General features: G+C 63.5%; 25 protein-coding genes and 1 pseudogene. 19 read left to right on the forward strand and 7 right to left on the reverse strand.

Annotated elements, in window-relative coordinates:
- The first annotated feature begins 83 nt into the window (after window positions 1-83).
- Genes ACG873_RS05890 through ACG873_RS05915 form a run of 6 tightly spaced genes read left to right on the forward strand, consistent with a single transcriptional unit; the run spans window position 84 to window position 3,416 of the window.
- Window positions 84-1,202 (forward strand): multicopper oxidase family protein, encoded by a 1,119-nt coding sequence (locus ACG873_RS05890; protein WP_394890871.1) that lies wholly within the window; start codon window positions 84-86, stop codon window positions 1,200-1,202.
- Window positions 1,199-1,603, forward strand: a complete 405-nt coding sequence (locus tag ACG873_RS05895) for a multicopper oxidase domain-containing protein (RefSeq protein ID WP_394890872.1) — start codon at window positions 1,199-1,201, stop codon at window positions 1,601-1,603. The genes ACG873_RS05890 and ACG873_RS05895 overlap by 4 nt, the downstream gene beginning before the upstream one ends.
- Before the next feature lie 27 nt (window positions 1,604-1,630).
- Window positions 1,631-2,071 carry a DUF411 domain-containing protein gene (locus ACG873_RS05900; RefSeq protein WP_394890873.1) on the forward strand — a complete coding sequence of 147 codons (441 nt, stop codon included), beginning with the start codon at window positions 1,631-1,633 and terminating at the stop codon, window positions 2,069-2,071.
- A gap of 13 nt (window positions 2,072-2,084) precedes the next feature.
- On the forward strand, window positions 2,085-2,210 hold the full coding sequence (locus ACG873_RS05905; RefSeq protein ID WP_394890874.1) for a hypothetical protein: 126 nt from the start codon (window positions 2,085-2,087) through the stop codon (window positions 2,208-2,210).
- The gene (locus ACG873_RS05910) at window positions 2,207-2,671 is read left to right on the forward strand and encodes a c-type cytochrome (protein WP_394890875.1); all 465 of its coding nucleotides are present in this window, start codon (window positions 2,207-2,209) and stop codon (window positions 2,669-2,671) included. Before ACG873_RS05905 ends, ACG873_RS05910 begins: the two co-directional genes overlap by 4 nt.
- 52 nt (window positions 2,672-2,723) lie before the next feature.
- The gene (locus tag ACG873_RS05915; protein WP_394890876.1) at window positions 2,724-3,416 is read left to right on the forward strand and encodes an SCO family protein; all 693 of its coding nucleotides are present in this window, start codon (window positions 2,724-2,726) and stop codon (window positions 3,414-3,416) included.
- 74 nt (window positions 3,417-3,490) lie between these two features.
- Here ACG873_RS05915 and ACG873_RS05920 read toward each other — a convergent pair whose 3' ends face one another.
- On the reverse strand, window positions 3,491-4,129 hold the full coding sequence (locus ACG873_RS05920; RefSeq protein ID WP_394890877.1) for an NrsF family protein: 639 nt from the start codon (window positions 4,127-4,129) through the stop codon (window positions 3,491-3,493).
- 1 nt (window position 4,130) lies between these two features.
- Window positions 4,131-4,631: a sigma-70 family RNA polymerase sigma factor gene (locus ACG873_RS05925; protein ID WP_394893376.1), complete on the reverse strand. Its 501-nt coding sequence runs from the start codon at window positions 4,629-4,631 to the stop codon at window positions 4,131-4,133.
- Between the two features lie 230 nt (window positions 4,632-4,861).
- On the opposite strand from ACG873_RS05925, the gene ACG873_RS05930 reads away from it, so the two are divergent.
- From ACG873_RS05930 to ACG873_RS05945, 4 genes are all read left to right on the forward strand, one after another.
- Window positions 4,862-5,185, forward strand: coding sequence for a DUF2282 domain-containing protein (locus tag ACG873_RS05930; RefSeq protein ID WP_394890878.1), 324 nt, complete (start codon window positions 4,862-4,864; stop codon window positions 5,183-5,185).
- Window positions 5,186-5,216: 31 nt separating this feature from the next.
- Window positions 5,217-6,134 (forward strand): DUF692 domain-containing protein, encoded by a 918-nt coding sequence (locus ACG873_RS05935; protein ID WP_394890879.1) that lies wholly within the window; start codon window positions 5,217-5,219, stop codon window positions 6,132-6,134.
- Window positions 6,124-6,924: a DNA-binding domain-containing protein gene (locus ACG873_RS05940; protein ID WP_394890880.1), complete on the forward strand. Its 801-nt coding sequence runs from the start codon at window positions 6,124-6,126 to the stop codon at window positions 6,922-6,924. Before ACG873_RS05935 ends, ACG873_RS05940 begins: the two co-directional genes overlap by 11 nt.
- 80 nt (window positions 6,925-7,004) lie before the next feature.
- Window positions 7,005-7,421 carry a DoxX family protein gene (locus ACG873_RS05945; RefSeq protein WP_394893377.1) on the forward strand — a complete coding sequence of 139 codons (417 nt, stop codon included), beginning with the start codon at window positions 7,005-7,007 and terminating at the stop codon, window positions 7,419-7,421.
- A gap of 9 nt (window positions 7,422-7,430) precedes the next feature.
- On the opposite strand, the gene ACG873_RS05950 is transcribed toward ACG873_RS05945, so the two are convergent.
- The 5 genes from ACG873_RS05950 to ACG873_RS05970 all read right to left on the reverse strand — a co-directional run bounded on the left by ACG873_RS05950 (window position 7,431) and on the right by ACG873_RS05970 (window position 11,034).
- Window positions 7,431-7,928, reverse strand: coding sequence for a hypothetical protein (locus ACG873_RS05950; protein WP_394890881.1), 498 nt, complete (start codon window positions 7,926-7,928; stop codon window positions 7,431-7,433).
- Between the two features lies 1 nt (window position 7,929).
- Entirely contained in the window at window positions 7,930-8,172 is a 243-nt protein-coding gene (locus ACG873_RS05955) for a hypothetical protein (RefSeq protein ID WP_394890882.1), read from the reverse strand.
- A 68-nt stretch (window positions 8,173-8,240) separates the two neighbouring features.
- Window positions 8,241-8,837 (reverse strand): DUF922 domain-containing Zn-dependent protease, encoded by a 597-nt coding sequence (locus ACG873_RS05960; RefSeq protein WP_394890883.1) that lies wholly within the window; start codon window positions 8,835-8,837, stop codon window positions 8,241-8,243.
- 100 nt (window positions 8,838-8,937) lie between these two features.
- Window positions 8,938-10,014, reverse strand: coding sequence for a D-alanine--D-alanine ligase family protein (locus ACG873_RS05965; RefSeq protein WP_394893378.1), 1,077 nt, complete (start codon window positions 10,012-10,014; stop codon window positions 8,938-8,940).
- Between the two features lie 495 nt (window positions 10,015-10,509).
- On the reverse strand, window positions 10,510-11,034 hold the full coding sequence (locus ACG873_RS05970; protein WP_394890884.1) for a hypothetical protein: 525 nt from the start codon (window positions 11,032-11,034) through the stop codon (window positions 10,510-10,512).
- A gap of 486 nt (window positions 11,035-11,520) precedes the next feature.
- Between ACG873_RS05970 and ACG873_RS05975 the strand changes: the two genes are divergently transcribed.
- From ACG873_RS05975 to ACG873_RS06015, 9 genes and pseudogenes are all read left to right on the forward strand, one after another.
- A complete protein-coding gene (locus tag ACG873_RS05975) occupies window positions 11,521-11,793 on the forward strand; it encodes a hypothetical protein (RefSeq protein ID WP_394890885.1) in 273 nt (90 codons plus the stop codon).
- Between the two features lie 223 nt (window positions 11,794-12,016).
- Window positions 12,017-12,634: a hypothetical protein gene (locus ACG873_RS05980; protein WP_394890886.1), complete on the forward strand. Its 618-nt coding sequence runs from the start codon at window positions 12,017-12,019 to the stop codon at window positions 12,632-12,634.
- 504 nt (window positions 12,635-13,138) lie between these two features.
- Window positions 13,139-13,606 (forward strand): hypothetical protein, encoded by a 468-nt coding sequence (locus ACG873_RS05985; RefSeq protein ID WP_394890887.1) that lies wholly within the window; start codon window positions 13,139-13,141, stop codon window positions 13,604-13,606.
- The gene (locus ACG873_RS05990; RefSeq protein ID WP_394890888.1) at window positions 13,560-14,846 is read left to right on the forward strand and encodes a DNA-packaging protein; all 1,287 of its coding nucleotides are present in this window, start codon (window positions 13,560-13,562) and stop codon (window positions 14,844-14,846) included. Before ACG873_RS05985 ends, ACG873_RS05990 begins: the two co-directional genes overlap by 47 nt.
- A gap of 163 nt (window positions 14,847-15,009) precedes the next feature.
- A complete protein-coding gene (locus ACG873_RS05995; protein ID WP_394890889.1) occupies window positions 15,010-16,257 on the forward strand; it encodes a phage portal protein in 1,248 nt (415 codons plus the stop codon).
- Window positions 16,258-16,894: 637 nt separating this feature from the next.
- The gene (locus tag ACG873_RS06000; protein ID WP_394890890.1) at window positions 16,895-17,260 is read left to right on the forward strand and encodes a hypothetical protein; all 366 of its coding nucleotides are present in this window, start codon (window positions 16,895-16,897) and stop codon (window positions 17,258-17,260) included.
- 521 nt (window positions 17,261-17,781) lie between these two features.
- Window positions 17,782-18,066 (forward strand): annotated as a pseudogene (locus ACG873_RS06005) (DUF6107 family protein); the annotation flags it as partial.
- A 151-nt stretch (window positions 18,067-18,217) separates the two neighbouring features.
- A complete protein-coding gene (locus ACG873_RS06010) occupies window positions 18,218-18,904 on the forward strand; it encodes an HK97 family phage prohead protease (protein ID WP_394890891.1) in 687 nt (228 codons plus the stop codon).
- On the forward strand, window positions 18,897-20,138 hold the full coding sequence (locus ACG873_RS06015) for a phage major capsid protein (protein WP_394890892.1): 1,242 nt from the start codon (window positions 18,897-18,899) through the stop codon (window positions 20,136-20,138). Before ACG873_RS06010 ends, ACG873_RS06015 begins: the two co-directional genes overlap by 8 nt.
- The last annotated feature ends 179 nt before the right edge of the window (window positions 20,139-20,317 follow it).

The raw sequence follows: 20,317 nt of genomic DNA on the forward strand, positions 1-20,317 counted from the left end.
CCGGTGATCGCAATTTTCGCATGAGGCGTCTTTTCCGACGCTGTCATGCGGATGAACGACAGACTTTTCAGGATGGTTGATCCATGTCGAGATTTCCAATGCCGGCGCTGACGCGTCGGGGCTTTCTTGCATCGGCCGCCGCAGGCGCGGCGGGTGTGATGCTCCCCCTCTACCAGCAACCGCCAGCCAATGCCGCGGCTATGCGCGAGGTCCGGTTGCGGGCAGTACCCGATCGGGTGCGGCTAGTGCCGGAGCCGTTCAGCAAGACGACTATCTGGGGCTACAACGGCGCCGTTCCCGGTCCCGAGATCCGCGTCCGCCAGCGTGAGCGACTGCGGGTGGAGGTTGAGAACGGCCTTGCCGAAGAGACGACCGTGCACTGGCACGGCGTGCGCGTGCCGAACGCAATGGACGGCGTGCCGCACCTGACCCAGACGCCGATCGCGGTGGGCGAGCGCTTCGTCTATGAGTTCGACGCGGTAGACGCCGGCACCTTCTGGTATCACCCGCACCAGCGCGGCTTCGAGCAGGTCGGGCGCGGGCTTTACGGCCCGCTGATCGTCGAGGAGCCGGAACCGATCCGGGTCGACCGCGATGTAACCTGGGTTCTCGGCGACTGGCGGCTGAAGAAATCGGGCGAAATCAGCGAGGATTTCGGCAACCGGCACGACATCCATCACAACGGCCGCGTCGGAAACACAGTGACCATCAACGGGCGCGTGCCGGACAGTTTTGCGGTCAAAAAGGGCGAGCGCATCCGTCTGCGGCTCATCAACGCCGCCAATGCGCGCATCTTCAGTCTCGACTTCGCCGGCCATGAGCCGGTCGTGATCGCGCTCGACGGCCAACCGGTGACGCCGCACGCGCCGTACGGTGGGCGGGTGGTTTTAGGGCCGGCGATGCGCGCCGATCTGATCATCGACATGACGGGCGAGCCCGGCAGCCAGTCTTCGATCATGGACCGGTTCTATGAAGGGCTCGAGTTCCGGCTCGTCGATTTCGTCTATGCCGACGCCTCCCTGAGAGAACGCGCGCCGGACTGGCCGGTGGCCCTGCCGGCCAATCCGCTGCCGGAGCCGGATCTCGAAAACGCGTCCCGTAACGAGGTCCTCTTCAACGGCGGTATGATGGGCGAAATGATCGCCGCGGAGATGGGCGCTAAGATGGGGCCGGGTGCGCCGGGGGCCGGATGGGCGACATGAAGCCGGGGGGCATGATGGGCGACATGAATTCGATGATGGGAGGGATGATGGAGATGATGAACTCCAGCAACGCATGGTTCATCAACGGCGTTGCCGCCGACGAAACCAGCCACGTCATGAAGCCTATGCTGTCGCTCGCGCGCGACAAGAGCCACGTCATCGCAATGACCAATGCGACGGCGTGGCACCACCCGATGCATCTGCACGGCCATTCGTTCCGGGTGATTTCCCGCAACGGCCAGCCTACCCAGCGCCGGGAGTGGCAGGACACGGTGCTGATCTCGCCGCGCGAGAAGGTCGAGATCGCCTTCGTTGCCGACAATCCAGGCAACTGGATGTTTCACTGCCACGTTCTCGAACACCAGGCCGGCGGCATGATGGGCGTCATCCGCGTCACCTGAACGTCAATACCAAATGGAGAAACGAATATGTCCAACATCTTGAAAGCTCTTGTCCTGGCTTCCCTGCTCTCAGGCGCCGGTCCGGCCCTGGCGGGTGAAAAGGACGTCACGCTCTACAAGAACCCGCAATGCGGCTGCTGCGAGGGTTATGCCGACTACCTGCGTGAAAACGGCTTTGCCGTCACTGTCAAGCCGACGCACGACCTTTCCGGCATGAGCCGGGAGGCCGGCATTCCGGAGGAGGCCGAGGGCTGCCATCTCTCCTTCATCGACGGCTATGTGGTTGGCGGTCATGTGCCGGTCGGGACTGTCAACAAGCTGCTGACGGAGCGCCCCGACATCAAGGGCGTGACGCTGCCGGGCATGCCAATGGGTTCGCCCGGCATGAGCGGCACCAAGGAAGCGCCGTTCGAGATCCTGGAAATCCAGAAATCCGGCGGTGTCGGCGGCGTTTACGCGAAGGAATAGGAGCGGTCCGATTATGATGGAAGGCATGAGCGGCACGATGATGTTCGGCATGGGCCTGGTGTGGCTGCTTGTCGTCGTCGTGCTCGTCCTGGCTGCTGCCGCACTGGTCAAATATCTGTTCTTCAGCGGCGGCAGATGAGGAGGACGGCTGTTCTCTTCTCGATGTTCGGCGTTGCCGCGGCTGGCCTGGGGCTGGCCTGGACATGGCCCTGGCTCGCCGATCGGCTAGGGGGCGATGCCGCCACGATTGCGCGAGGTGAGACGCTTTATGTCGAGCGCTGCGCGTCCTGCCACGGCGCAAAGCTCGAAGGGCAGCCGAACTGGAAGAGCCCGCTGCCTTCCGGGCGAATGCCGGCGCCGCCGCACGACGCTTCCGGCCACACCTGGCACCATCCGGACGGCGTGCTCTTCCGCATCACCAAGGAGGGCCCGGCCGCTGTCGTCGGCGGCGGTTACGAAAGCGATATGCAGGGTTTCGGAGGCATTCTCGGCGACGAGGACATCCGGGCGGTCCTCGCTTTCATCAAGAGCAAATGGCCGGAGCGGGAACGCGCCTATCAGGCGGAGATGAGCCTCCGGGAACGGGAGAAGACACAGTGAGAGCAGTTTTGACCGCACATGCGTTAACGGGCGCAGCCGGAAAGGATCGGCCATGAAAGCGAAGCCGTTGCTTCTTGCGCTGTCTCTCCTGCTGGGCTTTGCCTTGCCTGTGCATGCTCACCATCCGGGCGCCGATCTCGACCAGATCATGGGCAGCGAGGAGAAATTCTTCCAGGCGATCGACGAGCCTGCCGCGCCAGCTTTCGAACTGGCCGATGCCGATGGCATGACGGTTCGGCTTTCCGATTTTTCCGACAAGATCGTCGTGCTCAATTTCATCTTCGCGAGTTGCACGGATTTCTGCCCGATCCATTCGGAGGTGATCGCCGACATTCAGGAAAAGATCAACGCGACGCCGATGAAGGACAGGGTGCAGTTCCTGACCGTCACGACCGACCCAGCCAAGGATACGGCGCAGGTGCTCAAGGATTATGGCCCGGCGCACGGACTGGACGCGGAGAACTGGATGTTCCTGACCAAGCTTCCCGGCCAGCCTGAGGATGCGACGCGAAAGCTGTCCGAGGAATACGACGTCCGTTTCGAACCACTCGAGGACGGGCAGCAGATGCACGGAGCCGTCACCCACGTCATCGATCGCGGCGGGCGCTTTGCCGCAAAATTCCACGGCCTGCGCTTCGATCCGTTGAACATGGTTGTCTATATCAACGGCCTCACCAACAATATCCGGAAACCGGCGAAGCCCGAGCCCGGCTGGTGGGACAGGCTGAAGGCCATGTTTCGATGAGCCTCGGCTGAAACAGGCAAGCCGCCTGCAGCGGTGCTGTTGTCCGTTTGGCGTGCGTTTCAGTGCTCAGCGAGCTACCAACGGGCGAGACGGCTGGCGCTGGCGGCGCCGACAAGGGCAAGCCCGGCGATGGCGATCGTGTACCAGATGGCCACGAAAAGCGGAGAATCGTCCGTGCAATGGACTACGTAGATCGCCGCGGCAATTCCGCCGGCAAGAAGTCCGGCGACCGCCCCTGCAACTCCCGGATTGGACGGCGCCCCGCGGCGCAACGCCAGCAGCAGGATCGAAAGCGGCGCGAGGCCGATCATCATTACAAGGAGCGAGCAAAAGACGTTGCTGTCGCCGATCATTCTTTCCGGCCAGGTCTCAGGGGGAACAGCCAGCAGTTCCGCAACGACCGCCGCAGTCAGCAAAGCCGGCGCTGCGGTCAACAGCAGCAGCGCCGTGCGCAAATTGCCTTCCGGCCGGGAAAGAGCCCGCAAGGCGCCGAAAGCGCCGCCTGCCAAGGCCAGCATCACCACGATCTTGAACAGGAAGCGCGCTGTGCCGGCGGCAGCGGCGATATCGGGCCGCGGGCCGAGCGTGGCGAGGAAGACGGCGGCGGCGACGGCCACCGCGAGTGCCGCGGCACCCCACCAAACGGTAGAAAGCGATGCTGAGCGCGGCCGTGCGTCGGCCGCCAGCGCCTTGATGAGTTCATTCGTATCCATATCAGCCCCGCCCGAACCGCCTGGCGATTGCCGCCAGGCCGCGATGCAGAGCGACCCGGACCGCCGTTTCGCTCATGCCTAGATTGCTTGCCGTCTCGCTGATCGAACGGCCATCCACGGAAACAGCCGCGACCACGGATCGCTGGCCCGGCGCAAGGCTCTCCAGCGCACGGTCGATCTCCCATTCCCGCGCCGATTCCGCCTGGGGTTCGGCAGCCGCTTCCGCGATCTCGCCGATGTCGATCTCCATCCGGCGGCCCCGGCGGCGAAACGCGTCGATGAGCTTGAAGCGCGCGATCGCATAGAGCCATGGCGTCACGGGCGCATCGTCCCGCCACGTATGGCGCTTGATGTGGATCGCAAGCAATGTCTCCTGCACGATATCCTCCGGGTCGATCCCGCCCTTCACGATCTTTCGCCGGGCAAAGCCGCGCACGAGGCAGGCCGCCCGCCGGAGGAAATCGCCATAGGCCCTTTCATCTCCCGCGATCGCCGCGCGCATCAGCCGGGCAAGTTCGCTTTCTTCGCTGCTGTTCAAGCCTGCTCTATCCCCGAATTACGTTTGCGGGCGGTCCTTTGTTACGGCGTCGGCAAAATATTGTCCAAGCCGCGGCAGGGGGCGATCACGAATTTGTGTGGCCGAGGGGATGTAACGCACGGCCTGCTGGGATCGAAGTGACCACTGCGCGTCCGAGATGCGGCGCGCTGACCAACCCAACGGGAGAAGAAAACATGCAGATGAAATCAACCATGAGCGTTGCGATGCTGGCCGGCGCAGTTGCGACCGCGCTTGCATCGTTTGCCACTGCTGCCCCCTTGTCTGAAGCGGAAGTGAAGGCGGCGATGGATGCAGGCAAGGAGAAGTGCTTCGGCGTCGCCTTGAAGGGCCAGAACGACTGCAAGGCCGGCCCCGGCACCACCTGCCAGGGCACCTCGACCGTCGACTACCAGGGCAATGCCTGGAAGTTCGTCGACGGCGGCACCTGCACGACGATGGAACTGCCGGGCGACCGAAAGGGCTCGGCCTCCGAACTGACGCGCGACGTGCCGTCTTAAGCAACGCAATTGCCGGAAAGCGGAGACCAAGATGAACGGACTGGCCCCAGCGCACCGCGCGCCGGAAACCTTCCGCTTTCCGGCGTACCCCGTCGCCGGCCTTGCCGGCACCAGCTTCAAGCACGAGCATCTCGGCGCGATCCTCTCCGATACCGTCGATCGCGGCTTCTTCGAGGTGCATGCGGAGAATTACATGGGCGCAGGCGGCCCGCCGCACGATGCGCTGACCAGGATCCGCCGCGACCATCCGGTCTCGCTGCACGGCGTGTGCATGTCGATCGGCGGGCCGCAGCCGCTCGACAGGGCGCATCTTCAGCGCTTCAAGGAGCTCGTCGACCGCTACGAGCCAGCGCTCGTTTCCGAGCATCTCGCGTGGTCGACCCACGACACCACCTACTTCAACGACCTGCTTCCGCTGCCCTATACGCCGGCGACGGTTTCGCGCGTCGCCGATCATATCGACGAGGTGCAGGAGACGATCGGCCGCCAGCTCCTGCTCGAGAATCCCTCGACCTACGTCCTTTTCCCGGAATCGACGATGAGCGAGACGGCGTTCATCCGCGAACTGGTGCGGCGCACCGGCTGCGGCCTGCTGCTCGACATCAACAACGTCTTCGTTTCAGCCAACAATCATGGCTATTCAGCACTTTCCTATCTCGCGGATTTCCCGCTCGAACATGTCGGCGAGATCCATCTGGCGGGGCATGCCGAGCAGGAGGACGACGAGGGCGACCTGCTGTTGATCGACAGCCATGACGGCCCGGTCGCCGACGCGGTGTGGAAACTCTTCGATGTCGTGATCGGCCGATGCGGCCCCATCCCGACGCTGGTCGAGTGGGACAGCGCCATTCCCGAATGGCCGGTGCTCGAGGCCGAAGCGGTCGCCGCCCAGGCGATCCTCGACCGTCATGCCGGCGGCACTATGCTCGGAAAAGCCCATGCCGGTTGAGCTCCAGCGGGAAGATGGCCGGTTCGGCTATGCGGCGGCGTTCACCGCCGGCCTGCTCGATCCCGAGCGCGGCGTGCCCAATGCTGTTTCGGGGCCGAACGGGAAGGCCGCGGTCAAGCGGTATGCCGTCTACCGCAACAACGTCACCGTCAGCCTGGTGGACGCACTCGCTGCGACCTTCCCCGCGACGGAGCGCATCACCGGGCGGGATTTTTTCCGTGCGATGGCGCGATTCCATATTCGCGAAACGCCGCCGGCCTCGCCGCTGCTCTTCGAGTACGGCCGCGATTTTCCCGATTTCATCGAGCGCTACGAATACGCGCAGCCGATGCCGTGGCTGGGCGATGTCGCGCGGATAGAGCGGGCCTGGCTCGACGCCTATCACGCCGCCGACGCGGAACCGCTGGCTTCCGGAGTGCTGGCGTCGATCCCGCCCGAACGGCTGGCCGATGCCGTGTTCGCGCCGCATCCGGCGACGCGCGTCCTGCGCTCGCGCTTTCCGGCGGTGACGATCTTCGCGGCCAATCGGGGCGACGGTCCTGTCGGACGGATAGAGGCGAGCGAGCCGGAAGATGCGCTGGTCACGCGGCCCGGCCTCGAGGTCTTTGTCCGCCACCTGCCGCCCGGCGGCGCGGTGTTCATTTCGCATCTGACCGCGGGCGAGCCGCTCGGCGCGGCGGCCGCGGCGGCATTTGCGGAGAGCGCCGAATTCGATCTTTCAGCCAACATTGCCGGCGTGCTGGAGGCCGGCGCCTTCACAGCGGCGCGCCAGGGAGGTTCTGCATCATGAACAGTGAGCGAAATGCGAGCAGTGACGCCCGGCCGCGAGGCATCGCCGCCATCGCCGGCAAGGTGAACGCCGCGCTGCGCATGGTCGCGGCGCCGTCGCTGACCCAGCTTGCCCTGCGCTGCGGGCTGGCCGTTCCCTTCTGGCGATCAGGCGTCAACAAATGGGACGGCTTTCTGCAGCTGAACGACGTTGCCGTGCTGCTTTTCAGCTCGGAGTTCAAGCTGCACCTGCCGGGCGGGCCTTACGATTTTCCCGCGCCCGGCGTCATGGCGTTCGCCGCCGGTTCGGCGGAAATCCTGTTCCCCATTCTCCTCGTTTTCGGCCTGGCGACACGGCTGGCGGCATTCGGACTGCTCCTGATGACGCTGGTGGTACAGCTCACCGTGCCGGACGGCTGGCCGCTGCACCTCACCTGGGCGGCAATGGCGCTCGGCGTCATGGCATGGGGACCGGGGCGGATTTCGCTCGATCACTTGATCGGCACCGATAAGGGCTGAACTGCACTGCTACGCGCGCTGGCGCTCCCGCCCGTGCGCGCGTTCGAGATTGTCGTTCATGCGCCGGATGGTTTCAGCGTCCGAAACGATCTGTTCGGGCACCTGCCTGCGCCCGAACAGCCATCTGGCGACTTCGGTCCAGTCCCAGAGAGGGCTCTCGGTGGTGACCCGAGCGACCGGAAGCGGGAAAGCCTTCCCCCTGTCTCCCTTGGCGTAATTGGTGATCGCCGCCCTCGTCAGATTGGCGCGTTCGGCTATGTCGGAAAGGCTGACCAGCCAGTCGGGTTCGATGCGCTCCACCAAAGCGCCTGCCTTCCCGACATCTTCGATCGCCGAATTGATGGCGGAAGCGAGGTTGTCGGCCTCGCGCGCGAACTCCAGGACGGTGACGCCGCGCGAAAAACCGATCGTGGCATCATCGCAGCCGGCCTCGAAAAAGCGATCCTCGAAATCATCCGATTCCGGATCCGGCCCGGAAGCGATGATGGTGAATTCGTGAGCCTTCATCTCACGTCTCCTTCTCGTGGGGGCATCGCTTGCCTGCGCGCATCAGCGAAGCTGCGTGGTTCTGCGGGTTCCTGGGCGTCGACCAGACCGACACCTGGCATCCGTTCCGATCATGGTGCGCGCACAGCATCCGGCCCCAGGCATGTGCGCTGGTTCCAGGCTTTTTCCAAATCCATCCAAGCGATTCGAGATGCGACACGGCAGCCTCGATCTCCTTGTTGGGATGCCTGGGGCGTGTGCTCATTCAAGCGCCTTCAAGATGGGGGAAGTGTTAACGGATGTCAACGGAGTTCGAAACCAGGTCTGTATTCCCTACCGCCCGTTCACCAGGTTGAGGATGAGCTGGTGGACCGCGCCGCCGTCGCTGAGCTCGACCCGGTCGAAATCACGGCTTTTCTGGCGCTGGGCCAGCGACAGCGCCGACAGGCGTTTTGTCATCTCGGTCCTGATCTTGCGGCACTCGGGGTCGCCGGGGACGGAGAGGCCGACGGTGGCGGCCTCGATCGCCTTGACCATGTCGACGATGAATTCGCCATGCACCTTTTCATGGGCGCTGACGCCGGCTGAAAATTTCTCCCAGAGTTCTTTCGTGGCGGCCGGCAGTTTTTCCGCGGGTTTTGGCAGCCTGTAGGTGATGATGAGCTTCGGCCGCGCCGAAACCAGCGTGCAGGCGCCGTTTTGCGGCTCGTATTTGCGCTGCCAGGTCAGCTTGAAATCGGTGTAGGCGATGGCGCGGCCGATGCTGGCTTTCGGTCCGCGCTCGCCGATCGAGGCGTAGAGCTCGGGGCCGGATTTGCCGGAGATCGCGTAGGGTTTTACCGTCTCGACGGCCTGCCACTCCGCGGCGGCGGCGGTTGGCGGGGAGGCGAGGGCGGTTGCCAGAAGCAGAAGCTGGATGGTGGATTTCAAGCGATTCCCCGCAAATTGGTTCGGGCGGCAGGGTAGGAGGAGCGGCGAGGGGATTCAATCGGGTGCGGGGAGCACCGGCCGCCGACGCCCGGCAGGGGCATCAGGCCGATCGGCCGGCGCGCGCCAGCCCGTGCGCCACCAGCCGGTCGATGATCTCGGAATAGCCGACGCCGCTTGCCGCCATCGCCTTGGAATACATGCTGATGTCGGTGAAACCGGGAATGGTGTTGAGCTCGTTGACGAGGAAGCGCATGTCCGGCGTCACGAAGAAATCGACGCGCGCCATGCTGTCGCAGCCGACCGCCCGGAAGGCCCTTGCCGCCGTCGCGCGGATGCTGGCTTCGATCTCTTCCGGCAGCTCTGCCGGCACTTGCAGGGCCGCGCCGTTCTCGTCGATATATTTGGCGTCGTAGCTGTAGAAGCCGTGGCTCTCAGCCGGCACGATCTCGCCCGGTCGGGAAACGAAGAGGCCGCCTTCCGTATCCTCCAGCACGCTGCATTCGATCTCGCGGCCCCGGATGAATTCTTCGGCCAAAAGCTTGCGGTCGTGCCTGAAACCTGCGGCAAGCGCCGTCTCATATTCCGCTTCGGTCGAAACCTTGCTCACGCCGACGGAGGAGCCCTGCCGGGCGGGCTTGATGAAAAGCGGAAGCCCGAGCGCGCCCTGCAGCCCTGCAAAGGCCGGTGCGGCGCCGTGGTGGATCGTGACGGATCGCGCGACAGGCAGGCCCGCCTCGTTCAGCAGGCGCTTGGCGATGTCCTTGTCGAGTGCGGTCGCGGAACCGAGAATGCCGCAGCCGGCCAGCGGAATGCGCGCCACCTCCGCGAGCCCCTGCACCGCGCCGTCCTCGCCATGCAGGCCGTGCAGCACCGGGAAGAGGATTTTTATCCGCGGCAGCTCGTAGGGCGCGCCTTTGGCCGGGATCGCCATCATCCGCCCCTGTCCGCCCGGCACCAGGCAGATCTCCGTGCCGCTCGAAGGTTTCGCCAGCACGCCGTCCTCGAAGCTGCTCAGCAGCCATTGCCCTTCGCGGGTGATGAAGACGGGAACGGCGTCGTATTTCGCGGGCTCCAGCGCACGCATGACATTGGTTGCCGAAAGCACCGAAACGTCATGCTCGGCGGAGCGTCCGCCAAAGAGCACGGCGATACGCAGTCTGTTCGAAGAAGCGGCCATGAAAGGCTCCAAGATGATCTGAACGGCCTTGCCGACGGCGATCTCGCGGGCGGCGATCAGTGGGGACACGAGGCAGGCGGCCAGCAGCAGAAGTCGGATAGGTGGATTTCACGCGACTTCCCCGCGGGTTTGTTGGGCGGGCGAGAGACTAGGGGGAGCGCAGAGGGGTTTCAATCGGTACGGCTGCGTTGAAGACGTATTTCAGTGTTCAAGCTCGGCATGGTCGGCGTCATCAGCATTGCGGCGAGGCTGACTTGCACTGCTCCCTTGTCGATTTCAATTTCCGCTACAACCACCGTGCTGTTTCTCGGTTTCACCGATAGATGGCAAGCGTCCGGCCTGAGGCGTCTGCGCAGGGAACGCGGCGATGATGGCCATGATCTCAAGGGCTCGACCTATTGCGTGACTTAATGTCCGATGGATAGATGTGGCCGCGACATCGCAAGTTGCTGAGTATAGTCGCCCAAGCTTACGAACTCGCAAGTCTCGATCAGGTCATCGATCACCCTTGGCTCCTGGGTCGCGACCATGTTGAACGGCATCCAGTCCACGCAAACAAGAAGGCGTTTTTGGTCTACCCCCTGTGAACATCAGCCCCACTGCGACCTCACAGGAACTCAACGCCACACGAGGCACCTCGCCAGGCCGCGCTGCATCCTGACCTAGTGGATCGACCCCGAAGGTTGGTCCTGGATCTTCTGGCTTGAAGATATACTCGGCGCGCCTCAGGACATCCACGCGCCACTCGTCGAACGGCCAGGGGCGGAACTCCGACGGTGCCGGAGGTGCAAACCTGAAATTTGACGCTGCCTCCTCGACCCGGAGGGTGAATACCTCGAACTTGTGTTCGAGATCCCTTTGATCGACGCTGAGCACCCACAATATTTCATCTTCGCCTTTCAACCATGTCTGGTTGCCGTTCGCTGACACTGCAAAACTGGTCAGCCCCTTGCCGAGGGCAGCAAGGTCAGATGGCAAGGCCTGAAGGTCGAAAGGTGAGTGCACGTTCATGTTCGGCAAGCCCTTTGCTTGGTGCCGCGATCTGCCGTCCGCGGCCACATCTATCCATCGGACATTAAATTCACGCAATAGGTCGAACCCTGCCGTTTGGCATCATAGCCACCGTCACCGCGTTTCCTGCGGAGACGCCTCAGACCGGACGCTTACGACGCGGAACGCGCCGAAGACTTGCTTCGCATGGCCCGCGACAAAAGCCTTACTATCGGCGGATTGGTGAAGCCGGTCACGCCTAAGCAGAAGGCGGCTGCTTTCCTGCGCTGGCGTAAACGCAAGAAACCGTGATTGTGAATCTAGTGTACGGAACGGGAACACCGCTTGCGTTCCGCAAACGTCATGCTCCAATGGAAAAGGGCGGTGATCTCGCAGTCACCGCCCTTTTGATGCAACCAAGCCACAGGACGGCTCGGCACATGAACAACGATCACCAAACTAATCAGTTGGCTGATTCCGTCAAGCGTCCTGTTGGCCTAAAACAGGAAAAAGCCAATGGCGAACTATTTTGTCTCTTACGATCTTAACGGAAAAACCCCAACCCACGCCCAAATGGACGAGCACTTAAAAAAGCTCGGAAAGTGCGTGCACCGCGTTCTTGAAACGGTTTGGTATGTCCACTCTGCGGGCACCAAGGAAGCCATTTACAATTACGTCAACGGGTTTGTATCGGCCGACGACCGCGTCCTCGTTATTGAGGCGAAAGATTGTTACATGCGGAACCTCCTTGTGCCGATTGAGAGTGTCCAAAATTGCTGGAACGCTTAACCCCCACCGCTACCCCTTCGCATCGAATTTGAAGACGCAGCAGACTGGCAACAAGGTAATTATCACTATCCGCGTCCGCATTATTTAATCCTTCTTCTGCGGCTTCGAAGGGCGCATCTCGTCCCTTCTTTGCCCTTCCCGGTCTTATGATCGGGAGGGGTTTTCAGAAGGCGGCGCAATACCTCGTCGCCCTTCTCCTGGTCTGTCTTTGGGGGTTTCTGACATGGCTAATCCTTGGGACCCGCTTCCCTTACCGATACTGGGGAACCACGACGAAGGAGTGCTTTTTGCGGCACTGGGGCGCACCCTTAACAGATGGGAATACATCGAAGTCGGCCTATCCATCCTGTTTAGCCTGTTCGCCGGGGATCCATCTTTCACGAAGATGCAGGCATACGGCGCTTCTGGCAAGATTTTCAGAAACCGTCTTGACGGCCTGAAACGCGCGGCTGACGGATGGTTCGCCAGATCGCCCAGCCAAGAAATCGAGGGCGAGTTCGACAAGCTGGTTACAGCTGCTGGCGGCTTTGCCGACCGCCGCAATGAGGTTGCCCATGGGCTGGTGATGGACGCCAGCGTGTTCCTGTTCTGGCGAGAGAAAATGATCCTGGCCTCGCCCAACCGTCCGCAGTTTCTCGTTATACCGCCATACTATTTGGTGAGCCGCCATAACGACCTGACCGGCATGCCGGATTACGGGTATTCGAGTATCGAACTTGATGCGCTTGACGAACGGCTGATCGACTTCGAGATTGAGGTCGACTCCTTCACACATCGTCTTTGGCCCGGCCAATGGCCGTCAGCATACAGCGCACCATCTCACGGAACGTGTAGGGCATAAACGTCGAACTCGCGTTCCAACGCCTTTGCGCCTTCCATGATGTCGCGGGCGCTCAGCCCCTCCGGGACCCAAACACCGCGCCCTTCGTACCCTTCAACTGTGCTGGCCTGTCGCGAATCATTTCGCATTTTCGATCCTTGTTACGTCAAGTATACGAATAGGAAAATAATCCTTGACACCGTGACGGTGCTCTGGTAGGTTTTCGTTATCGTCGGAAAAGTGTGGGTAGCGGGAAGCCGGGAGCGAAAGCTCACGGGGGATAGGGATGCCCCTTATCCGGCCCTTCGGGCCACCTTCTCCCTCGTTCCTTCGACAAGCTCAGGAGGGGAGAAGAGGACCACGGCGATGCCGCGTTCCTTCGCGCCTCTCTCTGTCCTGCCGGACATCTCCCCCACTTGGGGGGAGATCGGCTGGCATATACGTTCGAGCGAAAATCACAAACAGAATGGAGAATTTGCCATGCATCCGCCAGTCAGTGCGGCGCGGTGGGCAGCGCTTCGCGCCTTGCGCGAAGGCGCGACGCCAACCTTTCCGCGGCTCGCCGCCGCAGCAGACCTGAACCCCGCAACGATCCGGGAGCGCGCCCTACGCGACAATTGGCCAAAGCGGCGTTCAAAAGCGGCCCAAGCCGCGGCCTTGGCAGGGGAGGCGCTGCCCGACCTGCCGGAGGGCATGTCGCTGGAAGACGTCCGCAAGCGGCTGGCCGAGGTGTTGCCGCGGCTTCTTGCGCGCATCGTTGACCTGGCTGAACGGGGCGTTCTCGACAAGGCGCGCATCGACGCGCTGCTGGCGACGGGACGCATACTGGAACAGTTGGATGCGGCGGCCCAGGTGTCCGCGTCCGAACAGCAGAAAAGAAGCGATGACGAACTCGCCGCAATGCTCGAACGGATCGACGAACGAATTATCGAACTTGCTCAGGCTTATGCAGAAAGACTGGGCGGCGCAACACATCGGGACGGATCGGGCTGAACGCGCGCTGGCCGAATGGGTCGGCCGCGCCCGGCCCCGGCAATATCCGCTGCTGGAAGGAGAGCCGGCGACCTGGGTGGTGATGGGCGGGCGCGGCGCCGGCAAGACCAGGCTGGGCGCCGAATGGGTGAACGGGCTGGTGCGCGGGCTGCCGCCCTTCAGCTTCAACAAGCGCAAATATCGGCGGATCGCGCTGGTGGGCGACACGCTGGGCGATGTGCGCGAGGTGATGATCGAGGGGCCTTCGGGCATTTTGACCATCTCGCGCACGCCCCGGCCGCGCTTCGAGGCCAGCCGGCGCAGGCTGGTGTGGGACAATGGCGCGGTGGCGCTGATGTTTTCGGCCGAGGATCCGGAGAGCCTGCGCGGGCCGCAATTCGACGCCGCCTGGTGCGACGAGCTGGCCAAGTGGAAGAACGCGGAAGCCTGTTTCGACATGCTGCAGATGGGCTTGCGGCTCGGGGAATTGCCGCGGCAGCTGATCACCACGACGCCGAAGCCGCTGAAGCTTCTGAAGCGGCTGATCGCCGACCCGGCCGTGCCGGTGGCGACGATGCGGACAGGCGACAATGCGGCCAATCTGGCGGCGGGATTTTTGAGCGCGGTGGAGCGGCGCTATGGCGGGACCGTGCTCGGCCGGCAGGAGCTGGAAGGCGAGCTGATCGAGGACCGCGAGGACGCGCTGTGGTCGCGCGAGATGCTGGAGAGCAGGCGGCTGGAAAATGTGCCGGAGCTTGGCCGCATCGTGGTGGCGATCGATCCGCCGGCGTGTTCGCGAAAGACATCGGACGCCTGCGGCATCGTCGCGGCGGGGCTGGACGAGGCCGGCCGCGCGGTGGTGATCGCCGATGGGACGGTGCGCGCGGCGAGGCCGCAGGACTGGGCGGGCGCCGCCGTGGCGCTTTACCGGCGGCTGCAGGCGGACTGCCTGCTGGCCGAGGTGAACCAGGGCGGCGACATGGTGAGCGCGGTGATCCGCACCGTGGACCCGGCGATCGCGGTGAAGGCGGTGCGGGCGCGGCGCGGAAAATGGCTGCGCGCCGAGCCGGTCGCCGCGCTCTACAGCCAGGGCCGGGTGCTGCACGCCGGGCGCTTTCCCGAGCTGGAGGACGAGATGTGCGACTTCGGCCCGAACGGGCTTTCGACCAGGCGCTCGCCGGATCGTGTGGACGCGCTGGTCTGGGCGGTGAGCGAGTTGATGCCGGAAAGGCGGGCAGAACCGAAGGTGCGGGAGTTTTGAGGAGTGAGTAGTGAGTAGTGAGTAGTGAGTAGTGAGTAGTGAGTAGTGAAGATACTCCAAGACACGCGATTTGCTCCGATCATCACTTACCAAAATCTCACTACTCACTACTCACTACTCACTGATCACTCATCCCGCCTCCATCAACACAGGACAACACACCATGTCATTCAAATGGCCTTGGCCCCGCAATGCGGGGAATGGCGGCGCTTTGCCTGAACGCAAGCAGGCAACCGGCTTCGTGGCGCTGCATGCGCAGGGGGAGGCGCGGTGGACGCGGCGGGATTATGCGACGCTGGCGCGGGAAGGTTTTATGCGCAACCCCGTGGTGCACCGGGCGGTGCGGCTGATCTCGGAGACGGCGTCGGCGGTGCCGTGGCTGCTCCATGAGGGTGCGGCCGAGCTTGACGACCATCCGCTGCTGAAGCTGCTCGACCGGCCGAACCAGCGCCAGGCCGGCGCGTCGTTCATGGAGGCGCTGTACGGGCATCTGCTGATTGCCGGCAACGCCTATGTCGAGCTGATCGAGGCCGGCGGCGACATGCGCGAACTGCATCTGCTGCGGCCGGACAGGGTGTCGGTGGCGACGGATTCGGCCGGCTGGCCGGTGGCGATCGAGTACCGCGAGGGCAGCGCGAAGCGCAGGGTGCCGCTTGGGGCTTCGACTGGCTCGGGCCCTTCGACTGGCTCAGGACAGGCCGCTTCTGCCCTTCGACAGGCTCAGGGCGAGGGCCCTTCGGCAAGCTCAGCAGCGCATCTGACGCTGTTTCATCCGCTCGACGACCATTACGGCTTTCCGCCGCTGGAGGCGGCGCTGATTGCGCTCGACACGCACAATGCCGCCGGGCGCTGGAACAAGGCGCTGCTCGACAATTCCGCGCGGCCTTCGGGCGCGCTGGTCTATGCGCCGAAGGAGGGCGGCAACTTGACCGACGAGCAGTTCGACCGGCTGAAGGCCGAGCTCGAGGACGGCTATTCGGGCACGACCCGCGCCGGCCGGCCGCTGCTGCTGGAGGGCGGGCTCGACTGGAAGGCGATGGGCATGACGCCCAAGGACATGGATTTCATCGAAGCAAAACATTCGGCGAGCCGCGACATCGCGCTGGCCTTCGGCGTGCCGCCGATGCTGCTCGGCATTCCCGGCGACAACACCTACGCGAACTACCAGGAGGCGAACCGCGCCTTCTACCGCCTGACGGTGCTGCCGCTGGTGGCGCGCACCGCGAAAGATCTGTCGGCCTGGCTGACGCCGGTGTTCGGCGGGGGACTCAGGCTGTGGTTCGACGCCGACCGCGTCGACGGACTGGCGGCCGAACGCGACGCGCTGTGGGCGCGGCTCGGCGCGGCGGAGTTTTTGAGCGACGATGAGAAGCGGGAGGCGGTGGGGTATCAGCCACTGGGCGGATTATAAGCCAAGGCTGGGTTTCGGCCGGGTCAGTCCCGCGTGCCGGCCGGCAGTTCCGCCGGCGGACGATGGACGGACGACAAGGCGGGACAACTCATTCCTGTGCAGGGCCGTCCACGCGGTTCCGGCGGCCCGCCACGCCGAATATTGGGGCGACGGGTTGATGTCACGCCCGCGCAGGCCACACGGTTGGAAATCAGCCATGCGCAGATGCAGGCGGCTATAAGACGAGTAAGGGAACTGGATCCGAGATGGAAACCTAGACCGAGTTTATACGAAACGGTCGAAGGAGAAATCGCCGCGAACGAGAGTGCAACTCGCCAAGCTCAAGATAGGCTCTTCGAACTGCAGCGCGGAGGTATCGGTCCAGGCCGTTTCGCCGTGGAGTCGCAACCAGCGCGAGGTTCAGGTCGACGATGGACCGCCGAAGAAATTCGTGAAAATAATCGAATTGGCAAATCCTTTGGCTGCCATACCTGTGGAACTAAAGATCCCGGAACCAGAAGCAGAAACTTCATACTTGATCATCAGCGCTCGAATGCATTGAACAATGAAGGTGAAGCGCAGCGTATATTCCCTCAGTGTCTGACATGCAGCAATAGGCAAGGAGGACAGGTTAGAGGACTAATCTATAGGAACCATCATGATTCAAACGATTAAACAGTCACTTCAGAACGGCCTGATCTTCATCGAGGATATCAAAGGTGGTGAGCCGCCTTCACTCGCGACCGACGAGAAGGTTCAGTTCTCAGCGTCGTGTATCTCGGTCGCCTGTCTGCATGAAATCGATGGCGAGGCGGAGTTGATCTTTGGCCCCGCGGATGAGGTCGCTCCGACCTATGACCTTGCGTTCGACGGAACGCTCGAGACCCCTAGCAGGGAAGTGGTGGTCGCAACCGTAACCGGCGCGCCTTTGCTGAAGGCGAAGGTTCCAGATGTTAGAACTCGCGTACGGGTTTGGCGTAGCCATCCTATTTGGCCGGAGCAGGTTGCAATAGGTTGGGGCTAGCCATTCGGTCTCAGACAGCAACAAGCAGGATTAAGGCAATGGCTGAGACCATAACGATAGCACCGCCGAATGCCGTCATATTCATTGCAGACGCGCGGGCCGCAACGCTCCAGAGTTCGTTGAGAACAGACCAGTCCTCGCGTCGGACACCGTCATTTCGGTGAACTGCCTTCCGAACATGGATGGCGAGACACAGATCACGCTGGGATTTGCGAGCGAAGTCGGGTCCGGGAATGGGGCCGATATTCGATGGCATCCTTAAGACGCCCACGGACAGGGTCGTCGTATCAACGTAGACCGAGAAGAAGTCTTAGGCACGCCCGTACCGTCTCACGAGACGAGAATTCTCATCTGGACTAACAAGGCCGATGAACCCGATCAGATTGTCATAGCCACAGGCGGCTAGGTCCAGACCCAATTATTCGGAAGCTCAAGGGACAAGGCAGGTGAGATCGGTCGATGCCGACCGTTCCCTGTATGTGTACGGAATTTTCCCCTCCGGCGCGAAGGAAATCAACATCATGACAGACCTTACCGACACGGCCTGGCTGTGGGCCGCGAAAGGTGCTGGCGCGGTTGCCGGTTCGGCGATCTCGCTGGCCTACATTCTGCCGCGCGAGCGGCGCGAGGCGGCGGCGCGTTTCGCCGTCGGCGTGGTGTGCGGCTTGGTCTTCGGCGGCACGGCCGGCCTGAAGATCGCGAGCGAACTCGGCATCCGCGAGGCCATCGGCGCGAACGAGAGCGTGCTGATGGGTTCGGCAATCGCCAGCCTCTGCGCCTGGTGGGTGCTGGGCTTCGCCAGGCGGGCGCTCGACCACAGCGCCTTCGAGCGCGTGTTTCTGGAGCACGACCCCGAAAGCCCGAACCGGTTTTCGGAGCGGATCATACGCAGGCTGAGAGCGTCGGAGCGTCCTCAGGGGACGCTGGACGCAGAGAAACGGGAAGGGGAGGGCGTCGATGAACGCTGAACAGATGGCCGGTTTCACCGAACGGAAGTTCGTCGGACTGGCGCTCGACAAGGTGGACGAGGACGGCATTTTCGCCGGCTATGCCAGCCTGTTCGGGCGCGTCGACCTCGGCAAGGATCTGGTCGAGCACGGCGCCTTCGCGAAGTCGCTGAAGACGCGCAGCGTGGCCGGGATCAGGATGCTTTTCCAGCACGATCCGGCCGAGCCGATCGGCGCATGGACCGAACTCAAGGAGGACGCGCGCGGGCTGCATGTGCGCGGCCGGCTGAACACCGATGTCGCCCGAGCCCGCGAGGTGCTCTCGCTGATGCGGGGCGGCGCGCTGGACGGGCTCTCCATCGGCTTTAGCGCGGTGAGGACAAAACGCGACCCGGCGACCGGCGTGCGCCGCATCATCGAGGCCGAACTCTGGGAGATATCGGTCGTCACCTTCCCGATGCTGCCCGGCGCGCGCATCGACACGGTGAAGGGCCGGCCGCGACCGGCCTTCCCGGACTTCGAGCGCTGGGTGAGGCGACAGACCACGCTGGCGAGGCTCGACGCCGGCAGGGCGGCGACCAAGGGCGGCTTCCCGAACGGGCGGCTCTCCAGGGCCGAAACATCACGACGGCTGGCGGAAAGGATCCGCGCGGCGGCACGCATGATCAACAAGAGAGGAAGCACCGAGAATGACTGACCTGACCAGTTCGAACCCGCTGGAAACCAAGGCGGCCGACGGCGATGTTGTCGACGCGTTCGGCGAATTCATGGCGACCTTCGAGGCATTCAAGGAGGCCAACGACGAAAAGCTGGCGCGGCTGGAAAAGCGCGCCGACGTGCTCGACACCGAGAAGGTCGATCGCATCCAGCGTTCGCTCGACGAACAGAAGCGGGCGATCGACCAATTGTCCCTGAAGCGGGCGAGGCCGGCGCTGGGCCGCGAGGGCCGCGCCATGCCGAGCGAGCACAAGGGAGCCTTCGAGGCCTATATGCGCAGCGGCGACGACCGGCTCATACGCTCGCTCGACACCAAGGCGATGTCCTACGGCTCCGGCCAGGACGGCGGCTATCTCGTGCCCGACGAGACCGAGGCGGAAATCGGCAAACGGCTTTCGGCGCTGTCGCCGATCCGCTCGATCGCCTCGGTACGCCAGGTTTCGTCCGCCGTGCTGAAGAAGCCGTTCGCGGTTGGCGGTCCGGCGGTCGGCTGGGTGGCCGAGACGGCGGCGCGGCCGCAGACGGCTTCGCCGACGTTGGCCGAGCTGCAGTTCCCGACGATGGAGCTCTACGCCATGCCGGCGGCGACCGCCTCGCTGCTGGAGGATTCGGTGGTCGATCTCGACCAGTGGATTTCCGGCGAGGTGGACGCGGCCTTCGCCGAACAGGAAGGCCTGGCCTTCGTATCCGGCGACGGCGTCAACAAGCCGAAGGGTTTCTTGAGCTACACCGAAGTGGCGGAGGCGAGCTGGAGCTGGGGCAATATCGGCTACATCGCCACCGGCGTTTCGGGTGCGCTGCCGGCCAGCAATCCGTCGGACATACTGATCGACACGGTCTATGCGCTGAAGGCCGGATACCGGCAGAACGCGGCCTGGGTGATGAACCGCAAGACGCAGGCCTCCATCCGCAAGCTGAAGGACGCCGACGGCAACTATCTCTGGCAGCCGCCGGCCGGACCCGGCCAGCGCGCCATGCTGATGGGCTTTCCGCTGGTCGAGGCCGAGGACATGCCGGACGCCGGCGCCGATGCGACGCCGGTCGCCTTCGGCGATTTCTCGCGCGGCTATCTGGTGGTCGACCGCACCGGCGTGCGGGTGCTGCGCGACCCGTATTCCGCAAAGCCGTACGTGCTGTTCTACACGACCAAGCGGGTCGGCGGCGGCGTGCAGGATTTCGATGCGATAAAGCTGCTGAAGTTCGGCGTGTCTTGAGGCGCGGCCCGCAAATTCTACTCTGCCGGCTGCCTTGCGCCGTTTTCTCCGCTTCCGGTGCTCACGGGCTTGATGTCCGCTGCGCTCCGGTTCTCGAAAACGATGCCATCCAACTCGGCAGAGCGAATTATCGGACCGGCTCTCGCGAGAACCGTCGGCAAACCTTGCTCTGCCGGATG

Origin of the sequence: Allomesorhizobium aridi (genome assembly GCF_043769475.1) — a bacterium.
In the GTDB taxonomy this organism is placed as follows: Bacteria; Pseudomonadota; Alphaproteobacteria; order Rhizobiales; family Rhizobiaceae; genus Allomesorhizobium.